A 23,963-nucleotide genomic window follows, 5' to 3' on the forward strand; every position below is an offset into this window, starting at 1 on the left:
CGGATCCCTCAAGAACGAGAAACTTCGTCGCCAGCAGCGCCGCCGCCCTCGTCAGTGAGCGGGGTTATAAGCGGACCCCCTGAAACAAGTCAACAGGACTCTTTCGGAAAAATCCAAAAAAGTGACAATTCTTTGATTCAAAAGAGAAATTCACGATTTTTGAGCGCCGAGACCTCTTCACCATTTGGTAAGAAAGCTTAACGCCCGGACGGGATCAAGAATGCCTGGGCGTGTCGCTCGAAGAGGCTTGGCAATGGCAGAATCCTTGTATGTCCAAGGCAAAACATGCGATATCAGCCGGAAACGATTTTCCGGCCTGCGAGCTGCCCAATCAGAAAGCGATAGAATTGCGCGTCCTTGACCAAGCCACCATTCCCGAACTGCCGAACCACTATCAGGGCAAGGTCCGGGAAAACTACGACCTGCCGGATGGCCGGCGCATCATCATCGCCACGGACCGGCTCAGCGCCTTCGATCGCATTCTCACTTCCATTCCCGACAAGGGTCATGTGCTGACTCAGACCGCACGGTACTGGTTCGAGGCGACACGGGATATCTGCCCCAATCACGTACTGGACTATCCGGATCCGAACGTGGTCGTCGGCCGCCGCCTCGATATCCTGCCGGTGGAGATCGTCGTGCGCGGCTATCTGGCGGGTACCACCGGCACGTCCCTGCTCACGCTATACAGAAAGGGTGAGCGCAACATGTACGGGCTTTCCCTGCCGGATGGGCTCAAGGACAACGAGGCGCTTCCCGAGCCGGTCATTACCCCGACGAGCAAGGCATTTCACGGCGGCCACGACGAGCCCCTGACCCCGAAAGAGATCGTGGATCAGGGACTGCTGACGAAAGCGCAGTGGGAACAGCTTTCGCATCATGCGCTTGCGCTCTTCGCACGCGGCCAGAAGCTTTCGGCCGAACGCGGGCTCATCCTCGTCGATACCAAATACGAGTTCGGCACGGACGCCGAGGGCAATATCGTGCTTGCCGACGAGATCCATACGCCCGACAGCAGCCGCTACTGGATGGCCGACAGCTACCGRCAGGCGTTCGAGGCCGGCTCCCGGCCGAAAAGCTTCGACAAGGATTTCGTTCGAGCATGGGTGGCGGAGCGGTGCGACCCTTACAAGGACGATATTCCGCCGATTCCCACCGAGCTCATCGARGAAACCGCGACGGTCTACCGAACCGCCTTCGAGATGATCACCGGCAAGCCGTTCATCGCGGATACCGAGGGCGTGACGGTTCTCGACCGCATCAGAAACAACCTTAAACCCTATTTCACCGCGAGTTGATCGTGCTGTGAGCGCTGGAACGGAGCTGTTGAAGAGAACGACATTGCGCAGGCCCAGACGAAAAGCAGAGGAAACGCGGGAGGATATCCTCGCCACCGCGGAAGCGCTTTTTCGCGAGAAAGGCATCTCCGGATGCTCGATCGCCGATATCGCCAATGCCCTGCAAATGTCGCCCGCAAACGTCTTCAAGCATTTCCATTCCAAGGCCGCGCTCGCCGATGCCATTTGCGAGCGTCATGTTGACCTCATGATCGGGCGCTTCGGAACGCTGGACGACCCCGCCCCTGCACCCGAGAGGCTTTGCATTGTCGTTCGTAAGCTGATGGAAGCGCATCTGCGGGATATCCGGGAAAATCCCTTTCTCTTCGAGATGATCTTCCTGATGTCGGAGGCTAACCTGCCGAGCGGCCTTCACTATAAGCAGTTGATCGAGTCTCTCTTCCTCGACCTTATCCGCGAGGGGATAGAAAGCGGCGTCTACGACGTGAAGGATCCGGAAACTCTCAGCCGGCATGTAGCGGCCRCCTTCGCGAGCGTATTGCATCCCATACTCCTCGCGAAGACTGATATCGAGGAATTGCATGACCGGTGCGAGGGGCTCACCCGGCTGGTCAATGCTGCGCTGCAAAGTCCGCTTGCAAAGTGACGAATTTTAACTTACGTCACTTTCCGCCGGAAGCGCAAGCCAGGCCGGCATTTGTTGGTGAGCCACTTCCGCGACCGATAAAAACGGCTTAATTTCCCGATCTTCTGCCGCCGGCGAACGAATCGCGCCGGGGCCGATGCCCCCGACGCCCTTGCTGGATGAGACCATGACCGGACGCAAGTTTACCCTCCCCCTGCTTTTCGCCTTGGCACTCGCCGGCTGCAGCGATTCCGGCCAGAACGGGGCCGGAAACCCGGCTGGAGGAGCCGCCGCCGAGCGCCCGCCGTCGCCCGTCAGCGTGGTCACGATGAAGAAGTCGGAGCAGCCGATCACCCGCATCCTGCCGGGCCGCGCTGTGGCCTATCAGCTGGCCGACATCCGGCCGCGCGTAACCGGCATCGTTCGGGACGTCGCCTTCAAGGAGGGCAGCGAGGTCAAGGCCGGCGATATCCTGTTCCAGATCGAGGACGATACCTATGCGGCGGAAGTAGCTCAGGCGCGCGCCAGCCTCTCCAAGGCGGAGGCAAGCATTCCGAGCGCCCAGGCCAACTTCGCCCGCTACGAGCGGCTGGTCAATAGCGGCGCGACCCAGATCGAGTTCGAGAATGCCCGAGTGACGCTGCTGCAGGCCCAGGCGGATGTGGAGCAGGCGAAGGCGGCGCTTGAGGCTGCCGAAATCAATCTCAACCTGACAAAGGTACGCGCTCCCTTCGATGGCATCACCTCGATCTCCAACGTCGACATCGGCAACATCGTGACGGCCAACCAGACGACGGCACTCACCACGCTGCGCCAGCTCGACCCGGTTTACATCGACCTTACCGAGTCGAGCACCAATCTTCTGGAACTTCGATCCGCGATGGCTTCGGGCCGGCTGAGCARCACGCCGGGCGAGGCAGCAATCAAGCTGACCCTGGAAGATGGTACGGAATATCCTCACGCCGGCAAACTCGACATGGCCGAAATGGCGGTAAGCGAAACGACGGGCACATACCAGATCAGGGCGCTGTTCGAGAACCCGAACAGGATCATCCTGCCGGGAATGTATGTGCGGGCCACCGTCACCCTCGGCTTGGAGAGCGGCTATCTCATTCCCCAGCGCGCGGCGACGCGCAACGCGAACGGGCAGCTCTCGGCCAAATTCGTGAGCGCCGAAAACAAGGTGGAAACCCGCATCTTCGCGACCAGCCAGGTCTCCGGCGATAACTGGCTCGTGACCGAGGGCATCGCGGACGGCGATCGCCTGATCGTTGACGGTTTCCAGTGGATCGCCGACGGCGCCGCGGTCCAGCCGGTCGAAGCCACCGTCAACGAGGAAGGCCTCGTCGTGGAATCTCCCAAGCCGGACGCCGCCCAGCCGGGCGCCAATCCATAAATCTCCTCGCAGCAGAAGACGAAACAGGCGCAAGGAACTCCAATGGCCAATTTCTTCATTCGGCGACCGGTTTTCGCCTGGGTCATCGCGATCGTCATCATGCTTGGCGGGGCCCTCGCCATCTTCACCCTGTCGATTTCCCAATATCCCGACATCGCCCCCACGACGGTCCGCATCACCGCGAGCTATGACGGGGCAAGCGCCGAGACGGTCGAGAAATCGGTGACGACGATCATCGAGGACGGCATGACCGGCCTCGATGACCTCACCTATATGACATCCTCTTCCTCCACCGGCAGTGCTTCGGTAACGCTCACCTTCGGCAACAGCATCATGCCTGACATTGCCCAGGTGCAGGTACAGAACAAGCTGCAGCTCGTGCAGTCGCAATTGCCGGACGTCGTGCAGCAGCGCGGCATCCAGGTTGCCCGCTCGACCTCCAGTATTCTTATGGTTGGCGCACTCGTTTCGACCGACGGAAAGCGTAATTCCGTGGATCTCGGCGACGTCTTTTCGACCCAGATCGAAGACAAGATAAAACGTCTCGAGGGCGTCGGCAGCATCGATATCTTCGGCTCTGGCTATGCGATGCGCATCTGGCTCGATCCCTTCAATCTGCAGAAGTACCAGCTTACCGCAGCCGATGTAACCGCAGCCATCCAGGCACAGAACACCCAGGTTTCGGTCGGCTCGCTCGGCGGCCTTCCCTCCGAGAAAGGCCAGCAGCTCACCGTGACCATGACGGCGCAGAGCCAGCTCACCACCGTCGATGAATTCGAATCGATAATCCTGAAGGTCGAACAGGGCGGCGCGACCGTTCGGCTGAGCGACGTCGCCCGCATCGAGATCGGCCAGGAAAGCTACGCGGCAAGCTCCCGCCAGAACGGCCTCCCCTCCACCGGTTTCGCAGTCAATCTGGCGACCGGCGCAAACGCTCTGGATACGGCCGCGCGCGTGAAGRCCGCCCTGACCGAGATCGGGCCCACGCTGCCGCAGGGGATTGAAATCACCTATCCCTACGACACCACGCCCTTTGTCCAGCTTTCCATCGAAAAGGTCGTCCACACGCTCATCGAGGCCATTGTCCTCGTGTTCGTCGTGCTCCTGATATTCCTCCAGAACCTGAGGGCCACGTTCATTCCGATGATCGCCGTGCCGGTGGTGCTGCTGGGTACCTTCGGCATTCTTGCGCTGGCCGGCTATTCCATCAACACACTCACCATGTTCGCGATGGTGCTGGCGATCGGCCTTCTCGTCGACGACGCGATCGTCGTCGTCGAAAACGTCGAACGCATCATGGATGAGGAAGGTTTAGGCCCGCTCGAGGCGACCGAAAAATCGATGGGCGAAATCACCGGGGCAATCATCGGTATCGCACTGGTGCTGACCGCCGTCTTCATTCCCATGGCATTCTTCGGCGGCTCCACCGGCATCATCTACCGGCAGTTTTCCATCACCATCGTATCGGCGATGCTTCTTTCCGCCGTGGTCGCGATCGTTCTCACGCCGGCGCTTTGCGCCACCATGCTGAAGCCGATCGATCACCATAAGAAGCGCCGCGGCATCGGCGCCTGGTTCAACCGTGGTTTCGATCGCTCCACTCACGGCTATGTCTCGACGGTGGGATATCTTCTCAAGCGTCCGCTTCGGGTGTTTCTGGTCTTCGCGCTGGTCATCGCCGGTTGCGCCTGGTTGTTCACCAGGCTGCCGAGCTCGTTCCTTCCCCAGGAAGACCAGGGCGTTCTGCTGACCATCGTCCAGACTCCGACCGGTTCGACGAGAGCCCGCACGGATGAAGTCGTGAAAAAGGTCGAGGCCTATTTCCTCGAGCAGGAAAAGGAAAACGTCGACGTGGTCTTCGGCGTTCTCGGCTTCAGCTTCGGCGGATCGGGGCAGAACAACGCGATCGTCTTCACCAAGCTCAAGGATTTCGAAGAGCGAACCGGCACCGGCCAGTCGGCTGCGGAAATCGTTCAGCGTGCGAGCGGCTACTTCTTCACGCTGCGCGATGCTCAGGTCTTTGCGCTCCTGCCTCCCGCCATCCAGGGCCTTGGCACGACGAGCGGCTTTTCCATGTATCTCGTGGACAGCGGCAATCAGGGTAACGCGGCGCTGACCACGGCATCACAGCAGCTTCAGCAAACTGTCCTCGGCAATCCGAATATCAGTTCGCTGCGAACCAACAGCCAGCGGACAGAAACCCAGCTCAAGATCGTCCTGGATCAGGAAAAGCTTGGCGCCATGGGCGTGGATCTGGCTTCCGTGAACTCCATGCTGGCGACGATCTTCGCCGGCCGGGACGTCAACGACTTCACGCTCAACAACGAGCTGAAACCGGTCTATGTCCAGGGTGATTCACCCTTCCGCATGCAGCCAGACGACTTGAAGTACTGGTATGCCCGCAACAATCAGGGAGAAATGGTGCCCTTCTCCTCCTTCGCCAAGGTGGAATGGATATCGGGCTCTCCCCAGCTTGAACGCTTCAACGGCACCAGCGCGGTCGCGCTTGACGGAGCTGCGGGTCCAGGGGTCAGCACCGGACAGTCCATGGACGAGATGGAACGGCTCACAGCCGAAATGCCCGGCGGATATTCGGTCGCCTGRCAGGGCATCTCCTACCAGGAACGGCTTTCCGGCTMGCAGGCACCGATGCTTTACRCACTCTCGGTCTTGATCGTCTTCCTGTGCCTCGCCGCCCTTTATGAGAGCTGGTCGATTCCGTTCTCGGTGATTTTGGCTGTTCCCGTCGGCGTGCTCGGCGCGCTTACCGCGGCGTTTTTGTTCGGCCAGGCGAACGACGTCTACTTCAAGGTGGGCCTGCTCACGACCATCGGCCTGGCCGCCAAGAACGCGATCCTGATCGTCGAATTCGCCAAGGACCGCCAGGAAGGAATGGGCCTCATCGAGGCGACCTTGGAGGCGGCCCGCCTCAGGTTGCGGCCGATCGTCATGACTTCGCTCGCCTTCATCCTGGGCGTGGTACCGCTGGCGATTGCTACCGGCGCGGGTTCCGCGGCGCAGAATGCCATCGGCATCGGGGTCTTGGGTGGTATGCTTTCTGCAACACTGCTCGGAATTTTCTTCGTTCCGTCCTTCTTTGTGGTCGTCAGGCGGTTATCAAAACGTGAAAAACAGGAGATGACAGTATGAGTTCTGTTAAGAGCTGATAATGTACGCTCGCCGGAAGTATTGAGTCGGTCCGGGCGTAGAGTGCGGAAGGCTGGGCCGGGGGGCCTGCCTTTCTAGAGTTTGTTAGGGCACTTAGGACAGAAAAATGACATCCATTCGCGCAGCGGCTCCACTCGTCCTGCTCCTGCTTTCCGGCTGCGTCGTCGGCCCGGACCATAAATCTCCGGAAATCACGCTTCCCGCCAAGTTTGGCGAGGGCGGCACCAAGAGCAATGGCGATGTTTCCATGGCTCCCTGGTGGAATGCCTTTAACGACAGCCGCCTCAACGGATACGTCCAGCAGGGCCTCTCGCAGAACCTCGACGTGCTGCAGGCGCTGGAGCGGATCAACCAGGCGGAAGCCAACGTGGTCGCCGCGGGCGCCGGCAGCCTGCCGAGCCTTACGCTATCCGCAAACAACACCACGAGCGGCGCCGACATGCGCCCCAACTCCCCTGCCACCGAAGCAACTCGGAACAGCACTGCCGGCAATGTCGACGTTTCGTGGTTCCTCGATCTCTTCGGCCGCTACAAGCGATCCAGGGAGAGCGCGCTTGCGAGCCTCGACGCAGCCTATGCCAGCGTCGACGTTGCTCGCCTTTCGCTGCTTTCGCAGATCGCGGCCGCCTATATCGATGCCCGCTACTATCAGGAGCGTATTGCACTCGCCCGGCAGAACCTCAGTTCACGCCGTGAGACGCTGCAGTTGACGCGCCTCCAGCTTGAGGCCGGCGCCGCTTCGCGCCTCGATGTCGTGCAGGCCGAAGGTCTCGTCAACTCCACCCTGGCGGATATTCCGGGGCTTGAGACCAATTTCCGCCGCGCCGCCCATCGTGTGGCGACGCTGCTTGGCCAACCTGCCTCCACGCTTGTACCGGAACTGCAGAAGGGTGCCCGTCAGCCGGTCGCCCGCTACAATGTCAAGGCCGGCGTTCCGGCCGACCTTATCCGCAACCGGCCGGATATCCGTGCCGCCGAGCGGCAGCTGGCCGCTTCGGTCGCGCAGGTCGGCGTGGCGGAATCGCAGCTCTATCCTTCGATCAGCCTCGGCGGTTCCATCTCGCCGAGCTATACCGCCATTTCGAGCAGCCCGGACAGCCGTGGCATTTCCTGGTCCTTCGGTCCGGCGCTCACCTTGCCGGTCTTCGACGGCGGTGCCCTGAAGGCCAATGTCCGCAGCGCCGAGTCCATCGCAAGGGAAGACTATCTCACCTGGAAGCAGACCGTGCTCAATGCGGTTGAAGAGGTCGAAAACGCCCTGGCTGCCGTTGCCCGGGACAGCCGTACCGTTGCCGCACTTCGGGAAACGGTACGCTCCTACCAGGAAGCGCTGAGCCTCGCGACAGCAAGCTACCGTGACGGCGCCTCATCGCTGCTCGATGTTCTCGATGCCCAGCGCCAGGTCTCAACCGCCCAGGCCAATCTCGCCGCGGCCATTCAGCAGATGGCACAGGACTACGTATCGCTCAACGTGGCGATCGGCGGCGGCTATGGCTTCGGCCAGGGAGGCCCGACCAAGGTTGCCGCAGCAAGCGCTGGCCCTGTCATCACCAAGTAAGAGGAGGCCGGCAACGGCCTCTTCACCCGACCAAAACAAAAAACCTCCGAAGCGGCAGCTCCGGAGGTTTTTTAATGTCGATGAAATCGGCTCAGTTCTTGGCGCGCTCGACGTAGGAATTGTCTTCGGTCGCGATGACGACACGGGTACCGGCATCGATATGCGGCGGAACCATCGTGCGGATGCCGTTGGAAAGCATCGCCGGCTTGTAGGAGGAGGAAGCCGTCTGACCCTTTACGACCGGCTCGGTCTCGACGATCTCGAGCGTGACGTGACGCGGCAGTTCGAGCGCCAGCGGTACGCCTTCATGGATGGAAAGGATGCAGGTCATGCCTTCCTGCAGATAGGCCTTCTGATCACCCATGGTCTCTTCGCTGACGACCACCTGGTCATAGGTTTCGGGATTCATGAAGTGGAAGCCCTCGCCGTCCTCATAGAGATACTGGAAGTTCACGTCTTCCACGAAAGCACGCTCGACCTGCTCGGTCGTACGCCAGCGCTCCGACACCTTTACGCCGTCGACGATGCGGCGCATATCCACCTGCGTGACGGGCGTGCCCTTGCCGGGGTGGAAGTTCTGGGCGGTAAGAACCACATAGAGCTTGCCGTCGACTTCGAGGACGTTGCCCTTGCGGACGGAGGAGGCGATGACCTTGACCATAAGATTCCCTTGTGCGTATCGGCTTGTGCTTGCCGGAAATGCGTCGTAGAGGACCGGATGATTGACCGGGCCCGAAGGACGGACGATCTGTTTTCTCGGCGCACCTACCCTAAAATGGCGCAAAGTGGAAGCCTCGCCGCAAAGAACCGGCGAAGAAAGCCTTGAAATGAGCCCCTTTCGATCAGCTCAAGTCCCCACACCCTGGTGGACGCCCGAAAGCCACGCGGACCGCCGGCCATTCCTCCTGGGCCGCAATGCCATTCGGTCCGGCCTGCGGGGTTTCTTTGCCGAGCGGGACTTCCTCGAGGTGGATACGGCCACACTGCAGGTTTCCCCCGGAAACGAGACGCATCTTCACGCCTTTTCGACCGAAGCGATCGCCATCGACGGACGAAAGGCACCGCTCTATCTGCACACCTCGCCRGAATTCGCAGCCAAGAAGCTTCTCGTCGCCGGCGAAAAGCGCATCTTCACCTTCGCGCATGTCTATCGCAATCGGGAACGCGGGCCGCTCCACCACCCCGAGTTCACAATGCTGGAATGGTATCGCGTCGGCGAGAGTTATGAGCGACTGATGGCCGATTGCACCGAAATGCTGGCGCTCGCGGCCGAGACCGCGAAGACGAAACACTTCAGCTTCCGCGGCATCGAGGTCGATCCCTTCGCCGAGCCGGAAAGGCTGACGCTCGCCGAGGCCTTTGACCGTTTCGCGGGTATCGATCTCCTGGCCTCCATCACTCCGAACGGAGAAACGGATCGCGATCGCCTGGCGGCGGCGCTTACGGATGCCGGCATACGCTTTTCCGATGACGACAGCTGGGCCGATCTTTTCAGCAAGGTGCTGGTGGAGAAGGTCGAACCAAATCTCGGGCAGGGCCGGGCCACCATTCTTCATGAATATCCGATTTCGGAAGCCGCACTTGCCCGGCCCTCCGGTCACGATCCCCGCGTGGCCGAGCGCTTCGAGCTCTACGCCTGTGGCGTCGAGCTCGCCAACGCCTTCGGCGAGCTGACCGATGCCGGCGAGCAGCGCCGCCGCTTCGAGCATGAAATGGCGGAAAAGGCCCGCATATACGGAGAGCGTTACCCAATCGACGAGGATTTCCTCGATGCGCTTCAGGCTATGCCGGATGCGAGCGGCGCAGCCCTCGGCTTCGATCGGCTGGTAATGCTGGCGACCGGGGCTACCCGCATCGATCAGGTGATGTGGGCACCCGTCGCGGAGGTGTTCGAATGACAGCCGCCGCACGTTCATTGAAAACGCCTGAGGAACTGGCATCGGCCGGTCTCGTCGAGCCCGCGAACCTGAGCGGCATCCACGCCGTGGCGGATCGCTATGCGATTGCGCTGACGCCGACGGTCGTTTCGCTGATCGACCAGGCCGACCCGCAAGACCCGATTGCACGGCAGTTCGTGCCTGATCTCAGCGAGCTTCTGACCACGCCGGAGGAGCGAGCCGATCCGATCGGCGATACCGCACACAGCCCGGCCAAGGGGATTGTTCACCGCTATCCGGACCGGGTGCTTCTGAAGGCGGTGCATATCTGCCCGGTCTATTGCCGTTTCTGCTTCCGCCGCGAAATGATCGGCCCGCAGGGAGAAGGCACGCTCGCGCCTGAAGAGCTTTCGGCAGCACTTGCCTATATCCGCGATCACTCGGAAATCTGGGAAGTGATCCTCACCGGCGGCGATCCGCTGGTGCTCTCGCCTCGCCGGCTTTCCGCCATCATGCAGGGCCTTGCCAAAATCCCGCATGTGAAGATCATCCGCTTTCACACCCGCGTGCCCGCGGTCGATCCCGAAAAGATCGATGACGCRCTGATCGCGGCACTCAAGGAAAGCGGCAAGGTGGTCTATGTGGCGCTCCACGCCAATCATCCCCGCGAGCTGACTGAAAGTGCCCGCGCCGCCTGCGCTCGGCTGATCGATGCGGGTTTTCCGATGGTGAGCCAAACGGTGCTGCTCAAGGGCGTCAATGACGATGCGGTCGTGCTCGGTGAGCTGATGAAAGCCTTCGTCGAGACGCGGATAAAGCCCTATTACCTGCACCATCCCGATCTTGCTCCCGGCACCAGCCATTTCCGGCTGGACATCACCGAGGGTCAAAAGATCGTCTCGGCACTGCGCGGCAACATATCCGGACTCTGCCAACCGACCTATGTGCTGGATATCCCCGGCGGCCACGGCAAAGCCGTCATCGGCGAAAGCGCGGTCCGCCGGGAAGGCGGCTGCTATTCCGTCAGCGATTTCCGTGGCGGGGAGCATGAATATCCTCCGAGGTCATGATCGGCCTCGCCGCTCTCCCTGAGAGTCGGGCATGCGTCCACACCCGCACGGCGCACGATGCCTGCGGTTTCAAGGAACGGGTATCGGAGAGCCCACACGAATGCGGAACCTCGCTATTGTTTAGTTGAGTGGCTCCGCATTCACGTGGCCTTCRGCGTTCTCTCGGGGCTTCCGGCCCCTACAGGTGAAACGCCTCGCCTCGCTGCGTGTGGTTATTGCGCATGATCTTCTCCGAAAACCGCTTACGCTTTTCGGGATCATGCGTTGTCGCCACACTTGCACGGCTCAACCGAACCTGGCCTGGCGGCCAGGGGGAGGCTTGATAGGGAGGGTTGCCTTTCGGCGCGCCTTTCCATGGTTTTCACCTCTTCCACCTTCGCCGCACGTTACGGTTCCGATGGAAGCGCCGGCTCCCGCCTGCCCGCGAACGTCTCGCGAAACACTCCGGCGACGGAAGCGGGCAATTGTAGGCATGGATGGAGAGAGCGGGGATGAGAAAAGTGATAAGTGTTTGATGGAATTGAGATCGGGTGGTGGTTTCGTCCCCGCGGGACCGCTAATCGGCGCTCGCCGAAATTCGTTTTTCCCGCCAGGCCRCAGTTGCGGCAAGCCATTCGCGCGTCCGTCCCTCGGGATCGGCATGGCGTGTGATGTCTGTCACCACCGCTGCGCTGTCGGCTCCCCGCTCCAACACCAGCGGCGCGCGCTCTGCCGTGATCCCGCCGATTGCCACGAGCGGCAGGTCGCCGATCCTTTTCTTCCACCCTGAAATCCGTTCCAGCCCCTGGGGAGCCCACTTCATTTCCTTCAGGATCGTCGGCCAGATGGGGCCAAGGGCGACGTAATCGGGCTCGGCGGAAAGTGCCGTTTCGAGCTCCGTCTCGTCATGCGTCGAAACTCCAAGCCTGAGACCTGCCCGCCGGATCGCATCGCAATCTGCCTCCGCCAGGTCTTCCTGCCCGAGATGGACGAAATCGCAGCCTTCCTCGATCGCCAGCCGCCAGTAGTCGTTGACGACCAGCTGGCAGCCGTGGGCTGCGCAGGTTTCCTTGGCCTCGCGGATCTGCCGCCGAAGCTCGGCAGGCGGGCAATCCTTGATCCGCAACTGCACCAGCTTGACGCCCAGCGGAACCAGCCGGACGATCCAGTCGGCGCTGTCGACGATCAGATAGAAGGGATCAAGCTTCATGCGAACACGCCCTTTCCGATGATAGGGGTCGAAGCGACGGCAACGTCGCGCGGCTCCAGCATTCCGGCCTCGAAGGCTTGCCGGCCTGCCATGGTCGCGCGGGAAAAAGCCTCCGCCATCGCGGGCGGATCTCCCGCCCCGGCAACCGCGGTGTTGAGGAGGACCGCATCGTAACCGAGCTCCATCACTGTGGTCGCGTGGGAGGGACGGCCGATGCCGGCATCCACGATCAGCGGAATGCCCGGAAAAGCAGCCCTCATCGCCGTCAAGGCAGATAGGGAACGGGGGCCTGACGCGCTGCCGATCGGCGCGCACCAGGGCATCAGGACCTCACAGCCCACGTCGAGCAGCCTTTCAGCCACGACGAGATCGTCCGTCGTGTAGGGAAAGACGGCGAAACCCTCCTCACAGAGAGTGCGCGCCGCTTCGACGAGCTCAAAGACGTCCGGCTGCAGATTGTCGTGGCGACCTATGACCTCCAGCTTGATCCAATTGGTGCGGAACACCTCCCGCGCCATTCGGGCGGTCAGGACCGCTTCCGCCACGGTGTGACAGCCGGCCGTATTGGGCAAAATGCGCACGCCGAGCGAGCGGATCATCTCGAAAAAGGCGCCGCCGGCCTTGCCGCCGGCCATTTCCCTTCGGAGCGAAACGGTGACGACTTCCGTTCCAGACCGGCGCACGGACTCCGCAAGGACAGCTGGAGAGGGATAGCGCGCGGAGCCCAGCAGCAGGCGCGACGAAAGTTTGGTTTCATAAAGCGAAAGCACCGATCATCCTCCCTGCATGGGTGAAAGTATTTCAACCCGATCGCCCGCGCTCAGAATGTGGTGCGACCGATCTTCCCTGTGCACGAGATCGCCGTTGACGGCGGTCGCGAGCCAATCCCCTTCATATTCAAGCTCATCGAGAAGGTCGGCGAGTGTCGAACTCCCGCAATCCCGCAGCTCCCCATTAACCAGTAGTTGCACGATTAAATTCCTTTCCTGCTGGACGCAACCTTTGTTCAAGCAGCGCGGCGGCTTGCCCGGCCATTGCGGGTGCCAGGAGAAAACCATGGCGATACATGCCGGCAATCGCCAATCCATCGGGACGTTCGACCACGCACGGCAGGTTATCCGCAAAGGCGGGGCGAACGCCCGTTCCTGTCTCCACCACCCGCGCCTCCCCGAAAGCCGGGTGCACCGCATAGGCGGTATTCAGAAGTTCCATGAGGGAACGCGCGGAGATCGGCCCTTCGTCCTCGGTTTCGATCATGGTCGCGCCGATCATGAACCGGCCGTCACCCCGCGGAACGATATAGATCGGATGGCGCGGATGGAGCAGGCGGACAGGCCGGGAAAGGCAGATGTCCGGCGTTTCCAGATAGAGCATCTCCCCGCGCACGCCGCGCAGACCGGGAAGGGTCGCGATTGCCGTCGGCCCGGTGCAATCCAGCACCGCGGAAAACAGTCCCTCTTCCGGTTGCCCTCCACTTCCGAGATGAAATGTGACCCCGCGCGCCGCCAGCATCTCATGAAGGCCGTTCAGCGCCCGGCGCGGATCGAGATGGGCCTCCTCGGCAAAGAACAGCCCATGCTGGAAGCGCCCGGCCAGGTCGGGCTCAAGAGCCTCGATCTCTTCGGCGTTCACCCGGCGATAGCCGCGCGTGCGGGCAGCGAAGCGATTGAGCTCCGGCAGATCGCGGCCGGAGGCCACGACCAGCGTTCCGTTGCGCACCACCTCGCCGGGCAGGGCCTCCTCCCACCAGCTTGCCGCATGGATGCCGAGCGTCAGGACCGCCTCTTCGGCGACCTCCCGCTCGCAATAGGGAGCCAGCATGCCCCCGGCATAGTGGGACGCTCCGAGCCCGACCGCGCTCCGTTTCTCCGCCACCTCGACGGCGAAGCCTCGGCGGACAAGTTCGAGGGCCGCCGTCAATCCCGCGACGCCGGCCCCTTTCACAAGCAGGCGCATCCGCCTATTGCTCCACCGGCATGTAGAGATCGCCGCCGTCGCGATACTTCGCCGCCATCGCCTCCAGGCCCTCCTTCTGCGCCTCGGCGCGGATATCGTGAGAAATCCGCATGGAGCAGAATTTCGGTCCGCACATGGAGCAGAAATGCGCCACCTTGTGCGCCTCTTTCGGCAAGGTCTCGTCGTGGAAGGAGCGCGCCGTTTCCGGGTCGAGCGACAGGTTGAACTGGTCCTCCCAGCGGAACTCGAAGCGGGCGCGGGAGAGCGCATCGTCGCGGACCTTCGCCGCCGGATGGCCCTTGGCGAGATCGGCCGCATGGGCGGCGATCTTGTAGGTGACGACGCCGACCTTCACATCGTCGCGGTCCGGCAGGCCCAGATGCTCCTTCGGCGTGACGTAGCAGAGCATGGCGGTGCCGAACCAGCCGATCATCGCCGCCCCTATGCCGGAGGTGATGTGGTCGTAGCCGGGCGCGATGTCCGTCGTCAGCGGGCCGAGCGTATAGAAGGGCGCCTCGCCGCAGACCTTGAGCTGCTTGTCCATGTTCTCCTTGATCTTGTGCATCGGCACATGGCCGGGGCCTTCGATCATCACCTGACAATCCTTAGCCCAGGCGATCTGCGTCAGCTCCCCGAGCGTCTCCAGTTCCGCGAATTGAGCGGCGTCGTTAGCATCCGCGATCGAACCGGGGCGCAAGCCGTCGCCGAGCGAGAAGGAGACGTCATAGGCGCGGCAGATATCGCAGATTTCCTCGAAATGCTCGTAGAGGAAGCTTTCCTTGTGGTGGTGCAGACACCACTTGGCCATGATCGAGCCGCCGCGCGAGACGATGCCCGTGACGCGGTTGACGGTGAGCGGGATATAGGCGAGCCGCACGCCCGCATGGATGGTAAAGTAATCGACGCCCTGTTCGGCCTGCTCGATCAGCGTGTCGCGATAGACTTCCCAGGTCAGGTCCTCGGCGATGCCGTTCACCTTTTCAAGCGCCTGGTAGAGCGGCACCGTGCCGATCGGAACCGGCGAATTGCGGATGATCCATTCGCGGATATTGTGGATGTTGCGGCCGGTCGACAGATCCATGACCGTGTCCGCACCCCAGCGGATAGCCCAGACCATTTTCTCCACCTCTTCCGCCATGGAGGACGTGACGGCCGAATTGCCGATATTGGCGTTGATCTTCACCAGGAAGTTCCGGCCGATGATCATCGGCTCGCTTTCCGGATGATTGATGTTGGCGGGAATGATCGCCCGGCCCTCGGCGACTTCGCGGCGGACGAATTCCGGCGTGACGAAATCGGGAATATGCGCGCCGAAACTTTCGCCGTCTCTCTCGAGGGCTTCCTTCGCGGCCTGGCGGCCGAGGTTTTCGCGAATGGCGATGAATTCCATTTCCGGCGTGATGATGCCGGCGCGCGCATAGGCAAGCTGGGTTACGGCCTTGCCTTCCTTCGCCCTGAACGGCGCGTTGCGGACCGGGAATTCCGGCGTCAGCCGTTCGCCGGTGGCAAAGCCGTTGTCTTCCGGCTTGACCAGGCGGCCCTCATAGCTTTCGACATCGGCGCGCGCCTTGATCCAGCTTTCGCGAAGCCGCGGCAGGCCGGATTCGATGGCCACCGCATGGGCAGGATCCGTATAGGGGCCGGAAGAATCGTAGACCGTCACCGGTGGCTCGCCCGCCGTCGGATGCAGCGCGATCTCGCGCATGGGAACCCGGATATCCGGATGGACTGTGCCGGGCTTGAAGACTTTCGTGGAAGCCGGAAGCGGGCCGGTCGTGACGACCGGAGTAAGCTTGGGGGTAGCGATATTCATGGGCAAGGCTCCAAGGTTTGACGTTTGGAGACCCAGTCCGGTGTTGGAATGATGGAAAAACGCCTTGAGCCGGGTTGGCCGGAATCCAGCCGTGAAGCCGCAGCGTTCGCACCGTCCCTACGCCAGTATGAACTGGATCAGGTTCAACGGGTCACTGCGCGCTCCAGCAGTATCTCAGCCCCTTGCCGGGACCCCCCTGGTGAATGGTGCGCATCAAAAACCCGACCACGGCGCTTGTCAAGCGCAAGCAAAAGAATCGGATTTTATCGAATCCCGCAGCCTCGGCTTCACCATCTTCCTTAGCTCAATCTTACGCTTTCCCGCTTAAACATGCGGTCAGCGATGAGCGCAGCAAAACCCTCGGGGATTTCATGATGAACCAGACTATTCGCGAACTGCTGGGACGGCTGGGCGGCCTTCCGGTGACCGTTACCGAACTGGACGACAGCGCCGATCTTTATGCCGCCGGCCTTTCCTCCTTCGCCTCCGTGCAGCTTATGCTCGGCATCGAGGAAGCCTTCGACATCGAATTTCCCGATAACCTCCTGAACCGCAAGTCCTTCGCCAGCATCGCGGCGATCGAAGAAACGGTCTCGATGATCCTGAAAGCCCGCGAGGTCGCCTGATGCCTTCCGCCGCCGTCGTCACTGACATGAGCCTCGGCGGCAGGGCGCATCGCGTCGCTGCCATCGCGGCCGAATTCGCCGACCGGGTCGATGTGGAAGGTCGTTTTCCACACGAGGCGGTCGAGGCGATGAAAGCCGAACGGCTGCTCGGCATACAGGTTCCCTTTGCCCAGGGTGGCGAGGGCGCTTCCATGATCGAGATCGCCGAGGTCTGTTCCATTCTGGGCCAGGCTTGCGCCGCAAGCGCCATGGTCTTCGCCATGCACCAGATCAAGCTCTGCAGCCTCGTCGAGCATGGCGGGGAAAGCAGCTGGCACGTGGATTTCATGCGCGAGCTCGCCGGACGGCAGCTTCTGATCGCCTCGGCGACGACCGAAGGCGGCATCGGCGGCAATCTGCGTAATTCCATCTGCGCGATCGAGATCGAGGGCGACACCTGCCGGCTCGAAAAGGACGCGACCGTCATTTCCTACGGCGCCCATGCYGATGCGATCATGATCACCTCGCGCGCCCACAAGGATGCAGCGCCGAGCGATCAGGTGATGACCGTCTTCAGAAAGGGCCAGTACACGCTTCAGAAGACCGTCGACTGGGATACGCTCGGCATGCGCGGCACCTGCTCCGACGGCTTTCTGTTCAAGGGCGAGGCCCCGGCGGTACAGGTCTTCCCGAAACCATTTGCCGAAATCGCCGCACAGAGCATGCTCGCAAGCTCCCACCTTCTCTGGAGCGCGGTCTGGTACGGGATTGCCGCCGACGCGGTCGCCCGGGCGCAGGCCTTCGTGCGCGCCGCCGCCCGCAAGGCGAATGGCCAGACGCCTCCCGGCGCGCTAAGGCTGGCGGAGGCTTCCAACCTCCTTCAGCTCCTGAAATCCAACCTGCTTTCGGGCCTGAAGGCCTATGCCGATGCCAAGGCCGATCCGGACCGGCTTTCCTCCATGGGTTTCGCGATCGCCATGAACAATGTGAAGCTCGCCTCGTCCGAGACGATCCTGACCATTATCAACCAGGCAATGATGATCTGCGGCATCATGGGCTACAAGAACGGCACGCCCTACAGCCTCGGCCGGCATCTGCGCGACGCCCATTCGGCGCAGCTCATGATCTCCAACGACCGCATCCTCGGCAATACGTCGACCATGCTGCTGGTACAGAAACCGGATACCAGCCTCCTCGGCTGAGCCCTCCCTTTGCACACCCATGAACGAGGTGAAGCCATGGACATGCAAGTTTCCTTTCTCGACCGTCTCTTCGAAGCCGGGCTGCTGATCGATACTGGTGTCGACGGTCTCTATGGCCGCAGCGGCGAATTCGAAGAGGTGATCGCCGCCTTCGAACGGCTGATCGACAGGATCGGCGGCGGCGRCGGAGCCGAAGCGATGCGCTTTCCACCGGGCATGAACCGCGCCTATTTCGAGACCAGCGGTTACATGAAGAGCTTCCCGCAGCTCGCCGGCACGGTGCATTCCTTCTGCGGCAACGAACTCGACCACATGAGCCTGTTGAAGTGCATGGAGGTGGGAGAGAACTGGACCGAAGGGCAGGAGGCGACCGATATCGTGCTGACGCCGGCCGCCTGTTACCCGCTCTATCCCACGATCGCCAAGCGCGGCAGGCTCTCCGCCGCCGGCGGGCTCTTCGATCTGCAGAGCTACTGCTTCCGCCACGAGCCCTCGAAGGACCCTGCCCGCCAGCAGCTTTTCCGCATGCGGGAATATGTCTGCATGGGCACCGAGGCCCAGGTGACCGATTTTCGCCAGCGCTGGATGGACCGCGGCGTCGAGATGATGAAATCGGTCGGCCTCGACGTGACGATCGATATCGCCAACGACCCCTTCTTCGGCCGCGCCGGCAAGATGYTCGCCAACAACCAGCGCGACCAGAACCTGAAATTCGAACTGCTGATCCCGATCACCTCCACCGCCAAACCGACCGCCTGCATGAGCTTCAACTACCATCAGGATGCCTTTGGCGCGAAATGGGGCCTCTATCTGGAAGACGGCTCGACCGCCCACACCGCCTGCGTAGGCTTCGGCCTGGAGCGCATCGCACTTGCGCTCTTCCACACCCACGGCCTCAAGACGAAGGAATGGCCGGAAGACGTCCGCGCCGTGCTATGGGGCTGAGCCGATGACCATGGTTTTCCCGGGGCTCGATCCGGCGAACTATCGGCCGCACGGGCTGCATTCCTCCGAACGCATATGGCCGGAAACCAATTGCTATGTCGATCTGTGGATCGAAGTGCTTTCGGCGCAGAACCTGCCGCCGGAAGCCATGCTCGGCTTTACCCTGACGCAGGACTTCGAAGGCGACCAGGCCACCTTCTTCAAGGTGCCGCTCGAAGATCTCGAAACCCTGTTCGGCATTCGCGTGACTGAGCTAGCAATCTTCGACCGGCCGGAACTCCATGTCCTGGAACAGATCGCCCGCGGCCGGCTCTGCCTCATGGAGCTCGACAGCTTCCATCTGCCCGACACGCGGGGCCTCACCTACCGCCAGGAACACGGCAAGACGACCGTGGCCATCAACCGGCTCGACCTTGACCGCCGCGAACTCGACTATTTCCATAACGCCGGCTTCTTTCATCTTTCCGGCGAGGATTTCGACGGGCTTTTCCAGATGAATGCGGCCTCGGATGCACTGCCCTTCCTGCCCTATACGGAGTTTGCGAAATTTCCGGCGAGCTATCCCGAAGAGGTGGCAATCCGCGAGACGGCATGGCGGCTTCTGCGCCATCATTTCACGCGCCGCCCGGCGAAAAACCCGATCCGCGCCTTTGCCGAGGTTTTTCCGGCCCAGGTGGAGCGCGTGGCCGAACGCGATTTCGGCTTCTTCCATAAATATGCGTTCAACACGCTGCGCCAGTTCGGCGCCAATTTCGAGCTTCTCGCAAGCCCTCTGGCCTGGCTGGACGACAAAACCTTTGCCAAAGCTGCCGAGCAGGCCCTGAAGATTTCGGAAGTTATGAAATCCACGCAGTTCCAGCTCGCACGTGCCGTCACCCGAAAAAAATTCGAGCCGCTCGCCACCGCGCTCGATCCCGCGACCGAGGCCTGGGATAGCCTGATGACCGAGATGGCGGTTACGCTTGACGGCACCCGCGAGGCGGCGTGAGCGGATTTTCACCGATCGATGCCGAAACCAGCCTTCTCCACGAGGGCTGGTCGCTCGTGCTGACCRCACCAGGCGCATTTTCCGGACCGGCCGGGCTTCCCGTGGCGCTCGACACCATTCCCGCGATCGTGCCGGGCACGGTCGCTGCCGCATTGGAGGCAGTTGGCCGGTTCGACCGCAACCAACCGGAGCCGCTGATCGACAAGGACGCCTGGTATCGTCTCCTTCTGCCGCATGAAGCGGTGGGACCGGCCATCCTGCGTTTCGAGGGACTTGCCACAGTGGCGGAGGTCTTTCTCGATGGCGAGCCTATCCTCTCCTCGGAAAGCATGTTCGAAGCATATGACGTGGAGATGATCCTGACCGGCGGGCAGGAACTTACGATCTGCTTCCGCGCGCTCGGTCCGCATCTTGAACGCACCGGTCCTCGCGCCCGATGGCGTCCACGGCTCATGAATGCACAAGGGCTGCGGCTCATCCGCACCACGGCGCTCGGCTTCATGCCCGGCTGGTGCCCGGAGGTTCATGCCGTCGGTCCGTGGCGGCCGATCAAGCTGATCCGCGAGCAGGCTTTTACCCCTCCCCCAACCCTTTCCGCCAGACTCGCAGAAAACGGAACGGGCATCCTGCATGTCAGCTTTGGTTACGAAGGGCCGGAGCGAGACTTCCGTCTGGTCTGCGACGGCCGCGAGGTGCGCTTTACGGCAACGGAGGGAAGATATTCCGCCGAGCTGCACATTCCCGATATCAGACCCTGGTGGCCGCATACCCATGGCGAACCGAACCTCTATGACGTGACACTACGGATCGACGGCGTAGACCACCATCTCTGCCGCACCGGCTTTCGGCGGATCGAAGTCGATCACGGCAAGGATGGCCAAGGCTTCGGCCTGATCCTCAATGGCGAGAAAATATTCTGCCGCGGCTCGGTCTGGACGGCCGCCGACATCGTCCGCCTTCCCGGTGACCGCGAAAGCTACGAGCCCTGGCTGCGGCTGGCGAAGGAAGCCGGCATGAACATGATTCGCACTCCGGGCATCGCGGTATACGAAAGCCCGGAATTTTTCGCGCTCTGCGACGAACTGGGCCTGATGGTCTGGCAGGACTGCATGTTCGCCAATTTCGATTATCCGGCTGCCGACCCGGATTTCGTGATTCACGTGAAAACCGAAGCCGAACAGTTCCTTGCAGCCACGCAAGCATCTCCATCGCTTGCCGTGCTCTGCGGCGGCAGCGAAATCCATCAGCAGGGAGCGATGCTCGGCCTGYCCGAACGCATCTGGAAAGGGCCGCTTTTCGAGGAAATCCTTGCCGGCATTGCGGCCGTGAGGCGGCTCGATATTCCCTATGTGCCGAATTCCCCGTGTGGCGGTGCACTACCCTTCTATCCGAATGCGGGGATTGCCCACTATTACGGCGTCGGCGCTTACAAGCGTCCGCTGGAAGATGCCCGCCGCGCCGAAATCCGTTTCGCGGCCGAATGCCTCGCCTTCTCCAATCTCTCCGCCACCGAGACACTCGCAGGTGGGAAGGAAGGCATTCCGCGTGATACGGGCGCGGACTGGGATTTCGAGGACGTGCGGGATCACTATCTCGGCCTTCTATACGATGCGGACCCGCAGAAGCTTCGGGAGAGCGATTTCGACCGCTATCTCGCCCTTTCCCGAGCCGTAACGGGTGAGGTGATGGAAGAAGCCTTCGCCGAATGGCGGCGGCCGGGCTCCACCTGCAACGGTGCCCTGACATTCACCTTCAAGGACGTGATGCAAGGACCCGGCTGGGGCCTGGTCGATGTCAGCCGCCGGCCGAAACCCGCATGGTACGCGCTGAAACGTGCCTTCCGACCGGTGCAGATCATCCTTTCCGATGAGGGCACCAACGGGCTCGACGTGCATCTCATCAACGAAACCGCCTCTCTGTTGCCGACCCTGCTGGAACTCACCTGCTTGCGCGACGGAAAAGTGCCCGTGGTTTCCGCGCGGCGCGAATTGATACTCGAACCTCGAAGCAGCCGCTCGCTCGCCGCAACCGACCTCTTCGGCGCCTTCTTCGACACCACCTATGCCTATCGTTTCGGCCCGCCTTCTCATGACGTGACAGTCGCCCGGCTGAGAAATGCCGGAACCGGCGAGGTGATCGCCGATGCCTTCCACTTTCCGCTCGGCCGGGCAGAAGCCCTCCATGACGCTGTCATTGAAACCGCGCTGACGGAGGATGAGGAAGGCTATCGGCTGGAACTCTCGACGGACCGCCTGGCGCAGTCGGTCGCCATCGAAGCGCCTGGCTTCCGCGCCGGCGACAACTGGTTTCACCTCGCACCGGGCGAGGTAAAGCGGATGAGATTGACTGCCGTCGAGGGGACCGCACCGGGCCGGYCATCCGGCACCGTTAGAGCATTAGGCGGCGAGCGAGCCGTCCCGTTCTGAGGTTCCAGCTTCCGGGTGGTGAATGCGTGTGACGCGCAACGCCATCTCTTCGATCGCCTTGAGATAGGCTGCCCGCGCATGCTCCGGCGTCAGATTATGGTCAGCGTCCGGAATGACGGTGGAGGTAACGTTCGGGAACCGCGCAAAGCCGCTTCCATCATGGCCGAAATAGAAATCGTGCTGTTCAAGGCCGAGATCGTTTTCGCTGTAGATCAGCGCGACCGGCACACCCCGCTGACGCAACGTCCGGAACATGGCATAGATAGCCTGTCCTTCCGGCAGGATGCCGCGAAATGCACGGAGCAGCCCGCTTGCTATCTTGCCTTGGACGCCCTTCAGGATATTCATGCCCGCGCGCCTGATATCGACCTCGCCCCGCAGCAGCCGCCGGAAGGTCTCCGCCCGCAGCACCCGCTGTCCGTAATCCTCCAGCCGCCGCGTGCCGTTGACGATCGCCTCTTCCACGGAGCGGCCGGGCCGCCAGCGGAAGACTGCGGGGTTGACGGACACCACGCCCGCGATGCGGGCATCCGCCAGCGCCGCCTGAAGGCCGAGATAGGCGCCGCTGCAGCGCCCGGCGGCGACCACCGGGCCGAGACCTCGGCTTTTCAGATAATCCATGGCTTCCGAGACATCGGCATTCTGGCATGAATCATAGAGAACCTGCTCCGGCAGGTCCGGTACGGGCGGGCTGTCGCCGGCATTGGCCGTATCGAAACGCAAAGAGGCGATGCCGGAGCGTGCGAGGGCGCGGGCCATCGTCACCGTCGTTCGGCCCCAGCCGGCGTGCCGGTCATAGGCGGAGGTGAGAAAGAGCACGGTCGCCCCCATGCGGGGTTGCAGCGGCTCGCAAAACACGCCGAAAAGCCGATTGTTATTCCCGAAACGAATGGGCGTTTCACGGAAGCCTTCGCTTGCAAGAGCCTTGGCCGAAACCGGCAGCGGGTTGGTCCTGCACTGGTCGGTTGACGCCGGCAGCGAAGCGACCCAGTCCACGAGCTTGTCGGCGACCGGCAACGGCAGTTTCGAGATAGCGGGATTGGAGACGAGTTGATCGTATCCCTCGAACGATTGCTCCGTCACCTCGACGCCGAGCGATTTCAACCGCGCTGCGAACTCCCTGTCGGCAGGCCGATCAACCCTGCCCACCACGAGAGCACGCGGTGCAGGGAGCTCATCGAGCGCCGCCAGATTGACCTTGCGCACCTCTTCCGCCACTTCGTCCGGCATGGTGAACGAAGCGATTGACACGCGATCCCTAACGCGTTGCTCCTGCGGAAGGCCCAGATTTTCATCGACGAACCCGGACCAGACGGCAAGCTCGCGCAGGTGCTGCCGGCCGGAAAGGACGGGAGCCAGAAAGGCCATCGCCGCCAATCCGGCCAGGTCTTTTGCAGCTCTTGCAGCGATAACAGCGCCAAGCCCCTGGGAGATGACGACGGTATTTTCGCAGCCGGAAAGCGCTTTCAACTGATCACCCGCCGCAACGAGGCTATCCGACCAGACCGAAAGTCCGCTGCCGAAATCCACCCCGTCCAGCGCATCGCCAGTACCGGGATAATCGAAGCGCAGGCTGGCAATACCGCGATCGGCGAGCTTTTCGGAGATGATGCGCCAGAATTTCCGTGTGCACATCTCCTCAAGCCCCCACGGGCCTGCAAGGAGCACGGCAAAAGAGGAGGGATCGACGCCCGTGCGGGGGCCGGAGAAAAGGCCGACCGTTCCGTTGAACGTGACCGGCTCGGCGGCGGGCCGAAAGGTAACCGGGGAGATGGGAGTGTTCGGGGCGTCCGCCATGATATCGCCGACAGATCAGAAGAGATCGCCGACGAATACCCCAATCTCGC

19 protein-coding genes and 1 riboswitch are annotated in these 23,963 nt (G+C 62.0%); of the genes, 12 read left to right on the forward strand and 7 right to left on the reverse strand.

Going from position 1 to position 23,963, the window contains the following annotated elements; genetic code table 11:
• The first annotated feature begins 269 nt into the window (after positions 1-269).
• The 5 genes from LCM4573_RS13405 (at position 270) to LCM4573_RS13425 (ending at position 8,045) form a co-directional block, all read left to right on the forward strand.
• Positions 270-1,298 (forward strand): phosphoribosylaminoimidazolesuccinocarboxamide synthase, encoded by a 1,029-nt coding sequence (locus LCM4573_RS13405; RefSeq protein ID WP_407071734.1) that lies wholly within the window; start codon positions 270-272, stop codon positions 1,296-1,298.
• Positions 1,299-1,341: 43 nt separating this feature from the next.
• Positions 1,342-1,944: a TetR family transcriptional regulator gene (locus LCM4573_RS13410; protein WP_071006826.1), complete on the forward strand. Its 603-nt coding sequence runs from the start codon at positions 1,342-1,344 to the stop codon at positions 1,942-1,944.
• 166 nt (positions 1,945-2,110) lie between these two features.
• Complete coding sequence (locus tag LCM4573_RS13415) at positions 2,111-3,319, forward strand: efflux RND transporter periplasmic adaptor subunit (RefSeq protein ID WP_071006993.1); 1,209 nt, start codon at positions 2,111-2,113, stop codon at positions 3,317-3,319.
• Positions 3,320-3,361: 42 nt separating this feature from the next.
• Positions 3,362-6,469 carry an efflux RND transporter permease subunit gene (locus tag LCM4573_RS13420; protein WP_071006827.1) on the forward strand — a complete coding sequence of 1,036 codons (3,108 nt, stop codon included), beginning with the start codon at positions 3,362-3,364 and terminating at the stop codon, positions 6,467-6,469.
• A 124-nt stretch (positions 6,470-6,593) separates the two neighbouring features.
• Complete coding sequence (locus LCM4573_RS13425; RefSeq protein ID WP_071006828.1) at positions 6,594-8,045, forward strand: efflux transporter outer membrane subunit; 1,452 nt, start codon at positions 6,594-6,596, stop codon at positions 8,043-8,045.
• 91 nt (positions 8,046-8,136) lie between these two features.
• Here the strand turns inward: LCM4573_RS13425 and efp are convergent, their stop codons facing one another.
• The gene (efp, locus tag LCM4573_RS13430; RefSeq protein WP_071006829.1) at positions 8,137-8,706 is read right to left on the reverse strand and encodes an elongation factor P; all 570 of its coding nucleotides are present in this window, start codon (positions 8,704-8,706) and stop codon (positions 8,137-8,139) included.
• A 166-nt stretch (positions 8,707-8,872) separates the two neighbouring features.
• On the opposite strand from efp, the gene epmA reads away from it, so the two are divergent.
• Complete coding sequence (gene epmA / locus LCM4573_RS13435; RefSeq protein WP_071006830.1) at positions 8,873-9,943, forward strand: EF-P lysine aminoacylase EpmA; 1,071 nt, start codon at positions 8,873-8,875, stop codon at positions 9,941-9,943.
• The gene (locus LCM4573_RS13440; protein ID WP_071006831.1) at positions 9,940-10,992 is read left to right on the forward strand and encodes a lysine-2,3-aminomutase-like protein; all 1,053 of its coding nucleotides are present in this window, start codon (positions 9,940-9,942) and stop codon (positions 10,990-10,992) included. Before epmA ends, LCM4573_RS13440 begins: the two co-directional genes overlap by 4 nt.
• A 556-nt stretch (positions 10,993-11,548) precedes the next feature.
• Here the strand turns inward: LCM4573_RS13440 and LCM4573_RS13445 are convergent.
• The 5 genes from LCM4573_RS13445 to thiC are packed head-to-tail and all read right to left on the reverse strand — an operon-like array spanning position 11,549 to position 15,950.
• The gene (locus LCM4573_RS13445; RefSeq protein WP_071006832.1) at positions 11,549-12,181 is read right to left on the reverse strand and encodes a thiamine phosphate synthase; all 633 of its coding nucleotides are present in this window, start codon (positions 12,179-12,181) and stop codon (positions 11,549-11,551) included.
• On the reverse strand, positions 12,178-12,951 hold the full coding sequence (locus LCM4573_RS13450) for a thiazole synthase (protein ID WP_071006833.1): 774 nt from the start codon (positions 12,949-12,951) through the stop codon (positions 12,178-12,180). The genes LCM4573_RS13445 and LCM4573_RS13450 overlap by 4 nt, the downstream gene beginning before the upstream one ends.
• 3 nt (positions 12,952-12,954) lie before the next feature.
• The gene (gene thiS / locus LCM4573_RS27245) at positions 12,955-13,152 is read right to left on the reverse strand and encodes a sulfur carrier protein ThiS (protein WP_083347433.1); all 198 of its coding nucleotides are present in this window, start codon (positions 13,150-13,152) and stop codon (positions 12,955-12,957) included.
• On the reverse strand, positions 13,136-14,137 hold the full coding sequence (gene thiO, locus LCM4573_RS13455; RefSeq protein WP_071006834.1) for a glycine oxidase ThiO: 1,002 nt from the start codon (positions 14,135-14,137) through the stop codon (positions 13,136-13,138). Before thiO ends, thiS begins: the two co-directional genes overlap by 17 nt.
• A 4-nt stretch (positions 14,138-14,141) precedes the next feature.
• Positions 14,142-15,950 carry a phosphomethylpyrimidine synthase ThiC gene (gene thiC / locus LCM4573_RS13460; protein WP_071006835.1) on the reverse strand — a complete coding sequence of 603 codons (1,809 nt, stop codon included), beginning with the start codon at positions 15,948-15,950 and terminating at the stop codon, positions 14,142-14,144.
• A 96-nt stretch (positions 15,951-16,046) separates the two neighbouring features.
• Positions 16,047-16,158: riboswitch (TPP riboswitch) on the reverse strand.
• A gap of 166 nt (positions 16,159-16,324) precedes the next feature.
• On the opposite strand from thiC, the gene LCM4573_RS13465 reads away from it, so the two are divergent.
• Genes LCM4573_RS13465 through LCM4573_RS13485 form a run of 5 tightly spaced genes read left to right on the forward strand, consistent with a single transcriptional unit; the run spans position 16,325 to position 22,116 of the window.
• A complete protein-coding gene (locus tag LCM4573_RS13465; protein WP_071006995.1) occupies positions 16,325-16,576 on the forward strand; it encodes an acyl carrier protein in 252 nt (83 codons plus the stop codon).
• The gene (locus LCM4573_RS13470; RefSeq protein ID WP_071006836.1) at positions 16,576-17,757 is read left to right on the forward strand and encodes an acyl-CoA dehydrogenase family protein; all 1,182 of its coding nucleotides are present in this window, start codon (positions 16,576-16,578) and stop codon (positions 17,755-17,757) included. The genes LCM4573_RS13465 and LCM4573_RS13470 overlap by 1 nt, the downstream gene beginning before the upstream one ends.
• A gap of 36 nt (positions 17,758-17,793) precedes the next feature.
• Complete coding sequence (locus LCM4573_RS13475) at positions 17,794-18,702, forward strand: amino acid--[acyl-carrier-protein] ligase (RefSeq protein ID WP_071006837.1); 909 nt, start codon at positions 17,794-17,796, stop codon at positions 18,700-18,702.
• A gap of 4 nt (positions 18,703-18,706) precedes the next feature.
• Positions 18,707-19,690, forward strand: a complete 984-nt coding sequence (locus LCM4573_RS13480; protein ID WP_071006838.1) for a DUF1839 family protein — start codon at positions 18,707-18,709, stop codon at positions 19,688-19,690.
• Positions 19,687-22,116, forward strand: a complete 2,430-nt coding sequence (locus tag LCM4573_RS13485) for a glycosyl hydrolase 2 galactose-binding domain-containing protein (RefSeq protein ID WP_071006839.1) — start codon at positions 19,687-19,689, stop codon at positions 22,114-22,116. Before LCM4573_RS13480 ends, LCM4573_RS13485 begins: the two co-directional genes overlap by 4 nt.
• On the opposite strand, the gene LCM4573_RS13490 is transcribed toward LCM4573_RS13485, so the two are convergent.
• On the reverse strand, positions 22,087-23,913 hold the full coding sequence (locus LCM4573_RS13490; protein ID WP_071006840.1) for an alpha/beta fold hydrolase: 1,827 nt from the start codon (positions 23,911-23,913) through the stop codon (positions 22,087-22,089). The genes LCM4573_RS13485 and LCM4573_RS13490 overlap by 30 nt on opposite strands.
• Positions 23,914-23,963 lie beyond the last annotated feature (50 nt).

The organism is Rhizobium sp. LCM 4573 (assembly GCF_001854865.1).
In the GTDB taxonomy this organism is placed as follows: domain Bacteria; phylum Pseudomonadota; class Alphaproteobacteria; order Rhizobiales; family Rhizobiaceae; genus Neorhizobium.

Bases quoted from the DNA above. Each gene is read 5' to 3' on its own strand.
- LCM4573_RS13480 (WP_071006838.1), top strand. From the start codon at position 18,707: ATGACCATGGTTTTCCCGGGGCTCGATCCGGCGAACTATCGGCCGCAC.
- LCM4573_RS13425 (WP_071006828.1), top strand. From the start codon at position 6,594: ATGACATCCATTCGCGCAGCGGCTCCACTCGTCCTGCTCCTGCTTTCC.
- LCM4573_RS13490 (WP_071006840.1), bottom strand. From the start codon at position 23,913: ATGGCGGACGCCCCGAACACTCCCATCTCCCCGGTTACCTTTCGGCCC.
- efp (WP_071006829.1), bottom strand. From the start codon at position 8,706: ATGGTCAAGGTCATCGCCTCCTCCGTCCGCAAGGGCAACGTCCTCGAA.
- thiO (WP_071006834.1), bottom strand. From the start codon at position 14,137: ATGCGCCTGCTTGTGAAAGGGGCCGGCGTCGCGGGATTGACGGCGGCC.
- LCM4573_RS13465 (WP_071006995.1), top strand. From the start codon at position 16,325: ATGAACCAGACTATTCGCGAACTGCTGGGACGGCTGGGCGGCCTTCCG.
- thiC (WP_071006835.1), bottom strand. From the start codon at position 15,950: ATGAATATCGCTACCCCCAAGCTTACTCCGGTCGTCACGACCGGCCCG.